This window comes from Hydrocoleum sp. CS-953 (genome assembly GCF_002260545.1).
Lineage (GTDB): Bacteria > Cyanobacteriota > Cyanobacteriia > Cyanobacteriales > Microcoleaceae > Trichodesmium.
Genome location: NZ_LGSU01001225.1, coordinates 1 through 8,185 on the forward strand (window position 1 = coordinate 1; position 8,185 = coordinate 8,185).

Sequence of the window (8,185 nt, forward strand, 5' to 3'; positions counted from 1 at the left end):
TAATAGTTTTGACTTGAGCTGAATGCTGAATGCTTAAAGCTATAATAATATACTTTACCGAATAATTAAGATTTAAAGCCAACTAGATCAAGAGAAACAATGAATTTATTTTCCTTTTATTCAATCCTATCCGTTTTTAGGGAGACGTAATTATCAATTATCCATTATCAATTATCAATTATTGAAGAAACTTCTTTGACATAAGCTATCTGAGTATTAACTCTTTCAAAACCTACCGACTCATAAAGTCGCGTCGCACCTGAAAGGTTATCCGCATCAACATACAACATTGCTGTTTCCATCCCCTCTACTTTCAATAATTTCAACCCTGACAGCAAAATACCACGCCCCAAACCCTGTTTACGGAAACCACGTCGAGTACCAAGCATATTAATTATACCATCTTTCCGTCCTTTTAATTCATTATTTTCTGAGTGAATTTGACAATCACACAAAGCAGCAAAAGTACCATCAGGCGCAACCGCAACTAAACTTAACTCTGGTTGATATTTAGAATTGTTGAGTTTATTCTTAACAAATTCAACAGTTATATCTTGATGGTTCCAATGATCAATAAAAGTTTGATTAAACATTTCTGCCCAAGCTGCTGCATCTGCTTCATTATCTATATTTTTGAGGGTAAAACCTTCAGGAAATTTAGCTTCTGGAATGGGTTCGGTAAGCGCTCGCTCCATTGTCAGAAGATACCGCTCAATTTTAAAACCACAACTTTCTAATAAAGCGGCTTTGTTGCACAAAAGGTGACGTTTAGGCTATAAATAGCATCAGGATAATACCAATCAGTAGATATGAGTAAGTCTAAGTCTAAGTCCAAGTCTAAGTCCAAGTCCAAGTCTAAGCCTCAGTACAAGGTCAAGAATTGGTCTGAGTATGATGCATCCTTGAAGCAACCAGGCAGTCTGACATTTTGGCTTAATCAAGAGGTAATAGACCAATGGCTTAACAATCACGAAAACAGGACGCAAGGGAGCATCAAATACTTACAGTAATGTGGCGATAGAATTGATGGCAACACTTTCAACTTTATTTAGCTTGGCAGGACGTCAAACTGAGGGCTTTTTAGAATCTATATTTTCTCTAATGGGACTAGAGTTACCAGTCCCAGACCACAGTACTTTTTCTCGTCGCTTGGGTAAATTGAACATAGAAATACCAGTAATGCCAACAACAGAAGCAATTCACCTGGTGGTAGATTCGACGGGAGTCAAAGTTTATGGAGAAGGAGAGTGGAAAACAAGAGTCCATGGAGTAGGTAAAGGTCGTACATGGCGTAAGTTGCATCTAGGTGTGAATGAGGCAACAGGGGAAATAGTAACTGCAGTGGTTAGTGCCAACGATGTCAGTGACCACCAAGTATTTGGCCAACTACTAGAGGTCGTAGAAAGCGAGATAGGTCAAGTGTCAGGTGATGGAGCCTATGACAAACGCAAGTGCTATGAGGCAGCCAGTGACAGAGGAGCCAAACCAACCATACCACCCCGTAAAAATGCAGTCATCTGGCATCATGGTAATTGTAATAGTCCACCTCATCCTAGGGACGAGAACCTTAGAGAAATTCGCATATGTTGGACGTCAAAAGTGGAAACATCAGAGTGGATATCACCGACGTTCTCTATCACAAACAACTATGTTTAGACTCAAAGTAATATTTGGAGGTAAGTTGCGACGACGGAAATTCGGCAATCAGGCAGTGGAATTGTTCGTACAATGTGCCATACTTAATCGTATGATACAGAATTGTCAGCCAGAAAGCTACAAAGTAGAATTTTAATTCACTAATTAACTTCTTTCTGGGGAGAAGTTGCGATCGCAACATTCATGCAACAAAGCCAATAAAGCTATGCGTTCAACATTATCGCTATGTCCTCCAGACAGCAGTTTAATTTTGACATTTCTTTCCCTACCAACTTCCCCCATCCGTTTCTCTCCCCACTCCAGAATTTGAGTTTCTAAATTATTTTGAGTTTGAGGAGCGACTCGGAACCACAAAATACCTGCTATATCTTCTCCCAGTTCAAGAATCATCAGTCCCGCAATAGCTACAAGTTGACTGTTGCCATCTTCCCATAGACAAATATCCCGCTGCTTATCTACAAAAGGATTTTCAAATTGCATTAGCATTTCTGCGGGAGATGGCCATTCATGGAATTGATTAGCTGATTTACTATTGTTGAGTAATCTAGCGATAGTGCTCCGCACCGCTGCGCGAACGCCTCTAATTCTGTTTCACCTCTATAAAAACGAGGTATTACTGTTTTAATGCTCATAATTATCTGATTTATTTTAGTAGTTACGACTTGAGTAGAGAGCATCTTGAAATTAGCTCCCGACTCCTGACTCCTGAATCATGACTTCTGACTCCATCAGCACAATTCTGAACTAATATAGCGCTACCCATTAAGGTATTTGACATTTTCTAAATCCTGAAACCCCTTGGCAGTCTGCTGTTTCCTGTTCCCTATTCCCTGTTCCCTATTCCCTATTCCCTATTCCCTATTCCCTAGCGCTATAACTGATATGATAGGATAGTTTGCCTATAGGAAAAAGATAAAAAACATTCCATACTCTATGTCTTCTGATGCTTCTGATGCCTCCGTCTCAACTACTTCCACCTCAACACAAGAAGTAAGTACCAACTTACAAGTTAGGTTCAAAACAGAGGAAGGAAAGTTGTTATTACTATTGCCACCAGAATCTAATAGTGGTGAGATAGAAAGTCCAACAGCTATGACCTGGACAGAAATTTGGCAACAGTTAAAGCAACGCCTCAAGGCGGGAGAGAGATTTTGGCAGCCAAAAACAGAAGTAGAGCTAATTGCATTTGACCGTCTATTAGATACTCGTCAACTCCAAGAAATTGCCGAAGCTCTTTTAGAAGTAGAACTAAAATTGGAAAGAGTTAGCACATCACGTCGTCAGACTGCTGTAGCTGCTGCTACAGTAGGCTATTCTGTGGAACAAAAATCTGCCTTGACTACCCTAAGTCAAACTCCTACAAAAAAAGTTCAACCCTTAGCTGAACCACTTTATCTACAAATGACTGTACGTTCTGGAGTAGAAATTCGGCATCCAGGTACCATAATAATTGTAGGAGACATAAATCCCGGTGGCTCTGTTATTGCAGATGGGGATATTCTTGTATGGGGTCGTTTACGGGGAGTAGTCCATGCAGGTGCTAAAGGAAATTCTAAGAGCGTAATTATGACTTTGCAAATGGAACCAACTCTCATTAGAATTGCCGAGCAAGTTGCTAGAGGGCCAGAAAAACCACCAGCTCAATTTTATCCTGAAGTGGCTTATGTGGTAGACCAAGGGATTCGGATTAGCAGAGTTAAAGATTTTGCTAAGATATATCGTTAAATGAAGTCAGAAGTCAGAATTCATAAGTCAGAAGTTGTTTTTATAATGGGGATGCTTCAATAATTGATAATTGATAATGGATAATTGATAATTACCTCTCCCTAAAACGGATAGGATTGAATAAAAGGAAAAAAATTCATTGTTTCTCCACGGCGAGTGAGAGGCTTTAAACCTTAATTATTCGGTAAGTAACCTTCCAAAAACATTTTGCCAATTAAGGCAGGGTTGTGCTACCCCATTATTTTGATAAATTTATTTAGGAATATAGATGAGAAATCTCCAAAAATTATATTTTTAACCTCTGGCAATTAATGGCCTCAAGATAAACAGTTAAAATTTAAGCGGGAAAAATACTCATACAAGGTTTAGAATATATCAGTTTTGAAGTCTTTGCTAACTAACTTAATTTGGCAAAAACAAAATTTTATTGACAAAATAACCCTTTGTATTGTAACAAAAATAGACCATATACAATTACTTAATGTCTAATAGCTTATGAGCAGAATTATTGTGATTACTTCTGGTAAAGGTGGAGTGGGAAAAACTACCTGCACAGCCAACTTGGGCATGGCTTTAGCTCAACAAGGTCGCCGAGTCGCAGTAATTGATGCAGATTTCGGTTTGAGAAATTTGGACTTACTTCTGGGTTTGGAAAATAGAATTGTCTATACAGCAGTGGAAGTTTTAGCAGGAGACTGTCGCCTTGAGCAAGCAATAGTTAGGGATAAGCGACAACCCCGTTTATCTCTTCTACCTGCTGCCCAAAACCGGATGAAAGAGGTAGTTACTCCTCAACAAATGCAAGAATTAGTAAATATGTTGATGCCAAAATATGACTATATTTTAATCGACTCTCCTGCTGGAATTGAACAGGGTTTCCAGAATGCGATCGCGCCAGCCCAAGAAGCTATAATTATTACAACCCCAGAAATCTCTGCTGTCCGTGATGCAGACAGAGTAATTGGACTCCTAGAAGCAAATAACGTCAGGAATATCCATCTAATAGTTAATCGGATTAGACCCCTGATGGTGCAAGCTGATGAAATGATGTCTGTACAAGATGTAGAGGAAATACTTGCTATTCCACTGATGGGAATTATTCCAGATGATGAAAAAGTAATTGTATCTACTAACCGAGGAGAACCTTTAGTATTATCAGAAAATCTTTCTCAGGCAGGTTCAGAATTTAATAATATTGCTCGTCGTTTGGATGGAGAAAAAGTAGAGTTTATAGACTTAAACCCCCCACAGGAAAACTTTTTTACTTGGCTGCGTAAACTATTGTCATCTAAAGTTATTTGACCCTTGAAAATTTACTAAATCTAATTCATTTATGAATTATCTTAGTTCAAAGATAAGCTAATGCTAAACGAAATTCTAGAAAAACTTTTTTCTAAAAATACTCCTAAGAGTCGTGACGAGGTTAAGCGTCGTCTAAAATTGGTTATTGCCCATGACCGTGCCGATCTCAATCCAGAATTAATTGAAGCAATGAGAAAAGAAATTATGGAAGTAGTATCTCGTTATGTCGAAATAGATGATAGCGATTCAGAATTTTTGTTAGAAAATAATCAAAGAGCTACAACTTTAGTAGCCAATTTACCTATAAAACGTATTAGGGCCAACCCAGATACTGATAATAGTTAAGTAATAATATAACGACGACGGATAATTGTAACATTATTGTTGACATAATTTATTTTTTTTATATTTGACAATATTGACATAAAGTGATATATTTGCCTACTTATCCTCCTGTATCATATAGAAAATTAGCGAGCAAAATAATTAATATTATCCTGGATGAACGCTTCAGTGATAATCTAAAAAATGACCGGAAAATTGGGTTTCAACCCTAGCCCTTTTAGGACAACTAAGGTTTTTCTTAAGAATTGAAATGTCCCGTATTTGTCCGGGAAAAGCGGAAAGTCAATGAGAAACTCATGTCTTGAAGCACAATTTCAAAATGTCAATTCCCCCTAACCAAGATTTTTAGGGGGGAAAGGTTGTTAAATTGTCGCCAGGGGACACTTGGAGACTAAAAACGGACGTCGAGGAAAGCATAAGACTAGCTTCAAAGTTAGCAGCATTTACTCGAACGTTTTTCTAGGACTTGTTTCTAGTTGGGCTCATGTAATGGATATGCTATTAAATTACGATCACCTTTAATGGCCCAGAGTGTGGTATATCTTAATAGACTGCCTATTTAGAGATGCAAGTATAAAGAGCGAGAGATGCGGTTGGCTTGACCGTGAATGCCTGTGGAGGTTGTGCTGCCGACAGTTACCGTAGAAGCAGGAAGTAAACATTGAAATGTCACTAATTGTGCCATTTTATATAAGTTTTATGAAGCAGGATGTCAAATATTAATCTTCAAACAAACACCTTTCCGAACAATTTCGGATAAGTCAATAATTACAGATAAGTAGAATGGTAAGCACCGCAGAAAAAACAAACGTAGGATATATTACTCAAATTATTGGTCCAGTAGTAGATGCTAAATTCCCTAGTGGAAATCTTCCAGAAATCTACAATGCCTTAAAAATTACAGGTCAAAATGAAGCTGGACAAGATGTGTCCGTGACCTGTGAAGTGCAACAACTTCTAGGGGACAACCAAGTTAGAGCTGTGGCCATGAGCGCCACAGATGGCCTAGTACGTGGTATGGAAGTAATAGATACCCGTGCAGCAATTAGTGTACCTGTAGGCACCGCGACCCTTGGTAGAATATTTAATGTTGTCGGTGAACCAGTAGACGAATTAGGTCCAATTGCCACCGAGGACAAATCACCCATTCACCGTGAAGCTCCTAAACTTGTAGAACTAGAAACAAAACCTGCCGTTTTTGAAACAGGTATTAAAGTTGTAGATCTATTGGCTCCCTATCGTCGTGGTGGAAAAATTGGTCTATTTGGTGGTGCGGGTGTAGGTAAAACCGTTATCATCATGGAATTAATTAACAACATCGCTAAAGCTCACGGTGGAGTATCTGTGTTTGGAGGTGTGGGAGAACGGACTCGTGAAGGTAATGACCTTTATAATGAAATGATTGAGTCCGGCGTGATCAACCCAGACAACCTCACCGATTCTAAAGTGGCCTTGGTTTATGGTCAGATGAACGAACCACCAGGAGCAAGGATGCGTGTAGGTCTATCTGCTCTAACAATGGCAGAATATTTCCGGGATGTTAGTAAGCAAGACGTACTACTTTTCATTGATAATATCTTCCGATTTGTACAAGCAGGTTCTGAAGTATCAGCGCTTTTGGGAAGAATGCCTTCTGCTGTGGGATATCAACCTACCCTTGGTACAGAGATGGGTGAGTTGCAAGAACGAATTACATCCACAAAAGAAGGTTCAATTACTTCTATTCAAGCAGTATATGTACCTGCAGATGACTTGACAGACCCTGCGCCTGCGACTACTTTTGCTCACCTAGATGCTACTACAGTATTATCAAGGGGTCTTGCTTCTAAGGGTATCTATCCAGCAGTTGACCCCTTGGATTCTACATCTACTATGTTACAACCAAGCGTAGTTGGTGATGACCACTATAATGTTGCTCGTTCAGTACAATCTACTCTACAAAGATACAAGGAACTTCAAGATATTATCGCTATTCTTGGTCTGGATGAATTATCAGAAGATGACCGTCTAGTTGTAGCTCGTGCTCGTAAGATTGAGCGCTTCTTATCACAGCCATTCTTTGTAGCTGAAGTATTTACTGGTTCTCCTGGTCAATATGTGAAGTTGGAAGATACCATGAAAGGCTTCAAAATGATTTTATCTGGTGAACTTGATGATTTACCAGAGCAAGCTTTCTATATGGTGGGTGGTATTGACCAAGTAATTGCTAAAGCTGAAAAACTTAAGGCAGAAGCATAGTCATAATTTGCTCTGTTCGTCCTCAGCTAGGAAATAAATGTTGACCAAAAAATAAGGTCTCCTACCCCTTGCAGGGGCTCGAAAAAAATAAACTTCAGTATTTTAAACCTCTGGCTTTCCTGCGGAATGCGGAGCTAACAGCCAGAGGTACTGATAACTGATAAATGATAACTGATAACTGAAATGACATTAACTGTGCGTGTAATAGCTCCCGACAAAACAGTTTGGGACTCAGAAGCTCAAGAAGTAATTCTACCTAGTACAACAGGTCAATTAGGAATTTTAGGTGGACACGCTCCACTGTTAACCGCCCTCGATACAGGTGTAATGCGAGTTCGTGCTGAAAAGGACTGGATGCCGATCGCTCTGATGGGTGGTTTTGCTGAAGTAGAAGCAGATGAAGTAACTATACTTGTTAATGGTGCTGAAAGAGGAGATGCTATTGACAAAGAAGAAGCTCGTTTAGGATATCAGGAAGCTGAAGCACGTCTGCAAAAAGCTGAAAGTGCCGATCTGCAAGAACAAATTCAAGCTAAACAAGCTTTGAAGCGAGCCAGAGCACGTCTACAAGCTGCTGGTGGAATGGTTAACTAAAGTCCTGTTTCTGTTAACAGGGACTGCATTTGTTCCCAGGTCAGTCCCTGTTGAATATAAATGGGTGTTTCTGGATTGTACGGACTAGCAAGTAGATCGACACCTATAATTATAGCTGTTTCTGGCAAGACAGGTATATCTGGGTCAAAAGCAGTAGGTCGCATCAGAGAACTAGAAAAACCTTTAAAGATAGCTATTTCATCTGGTTGTTCATCAATTACTACTTTAACTATTAATACTTGATTTGGTCGTTTAATTGTGTATTGTTCCAAACGATGAGCAATATTCTGATTCATTTTTTACAGTTCAATAATTAATAATTAAC

At 39.1% G+C, this 8,185-nt stretch carries 9 protein-coding genes and 1 pseudogene; 6 read left to right on the forward strand and 4 right to left on the reverse strand.

Annotated features, from left to right (window positions below):
- Window positions 1-167: 167 nt before the first annotated feature.
- Complete coding sequence (locus AFK68_RS20610; protein WP_094674670.1) at window positions 168-758, reverse strand: GNAT family N-acetyltransferase; 591 nt, start codon at window positions 756-758, stop codon at window positions 168-170.
- A gap of 51 nt (window positions 759-809) precedes the next feature.
- On the opposite strand from AFK68_RS20610, the pseudogene AFK68_RS20615 reads away from it, so the two are divergent.
- A pseudogene (locus AFK68_RS20615) lies at window positions 810-1,792 on the forward strand (IS5 family transposase).
- Between the two features lie 8 nt (window positions 1,793-1,800).
- Here AFK68_RS20615 and AFK68_RS20620 read toward each other — a convergent pair.
- Entirely contained in the window at window positions 1,801-2,142 is a 342-nt protein-coding gene (locus AFK68_RS20620; RefSeq protein WP_143438089.1) for a hypothetical protein, read from the reverse strand.
- 447 nt (window positions 2,143-2,589) lie between these two features.
- Between AFK68_RS20620 and minC the strand changes: the two genes are divergently transcribed.
- The 3 genes from minC (at window position 2,590) to minE (ending at window position 5,028) form a co-directional block, all read left to right on the forward strand.
- Window positions 2,590-3,381 carry a septum site-determining protein MinC gene (gene minC / locus AFK68_RS20630; RefSeq protein ID WP_094674674.1) on the forward strand — a complete coding sequence of 264 codons (792 nt, stop codon included), beginning with the start codon at window positions 2,590-2,592 and terminating at the stop codon, window positions 3,379-3,381.
- 495 nt (window positions 3,382-3,876) lie between these two features.
- A complete protein-coding gene (gene minD / locus AFK68_RS20635; protein WP_094674676.1) occupies window positions 3,877-4,683 on the forward strand; it encodes a septum site-determining protein MinD in 807 nt (268 codons plus the stop codon).
- 60 nt (window positions 4,684-4,743) lie between these two features.
- Window positions 4,744-5,028: a cell division topological specificity factor MinE gene (minE, locus tag AFK68_RS20640; RefSeq protein ID WP_094674678.1), complete on the forward strand. Its 285-nt coding sequence runs from the start codon at window positions 4,744-4,746 to the stop codon at window positions 5,026-5,028.
- A 559-nt stretch (window positions 5,029-5,587) separates the two neighbouring features.
- On the opposite strand, the gene AFK68_RS43545 is transcribed toward minE, so the two are convergent.
- Complete coding sequence (locus AFK68_RS43545; protein WP_256386615.1) at window positions 5,588-5,713, reverse strand: hypothetical protein; 126 nt, start codon at window positions 5,711-5,713, stop codon at window positions 5,588-5,590.
- Window positions 5,714-5,811: 98 nt separating this feature from the next.
- Here AFK68_RS43545 and atpD point away from each other — a divergent pair, with 98 nt between their 5' ends.
- Both atpD and atpC read left to right on the forward strand, forming a co-directional pair.
- Window positions 5,812-7,266, forward strand: coding sequence for a F0F1 ATP synthase subunit beta (gene atpD, locus AFK68_RS20645; RefSeq protein WP_094674680.1), 1,455 nt, complete (start codon window positions 5,812-5,814; stop codon window positions 7,264-7,266).
- 183 nt (window positions 7,267-7,449) lie between these two features.
- Window positions 7,450-7,860 carry an ATP synthase F1 subunit epsilon gene (atpC, locus tag AFK68_RS20650; protein WP_094674682.1) on the forward strand — a complete coding sequence of 137 codons (411 nt, stop codon included), beginning with the start codon at window positions 7,450-7,452 and terminating at the stop codon, window positions 7,858-7,860.
- Here atpC and AFK68_RS20655 read toward each other — a convergent pair.
- Window positions 7,857-8,156, reverse strand: coding sequence for a hypothetical protein (locus AFK68_RS20655; protein WP_094674684.1), 300 nt, complete (start codon window positions 8,154-8,156; stop codon window positions 7,857-7,859). The genes atpC and AFK68_RS20655 overlap by 4 nt on opposite strands.
- Window positions 8,157-8,185 lie beyond the last annotated feature (29 nt).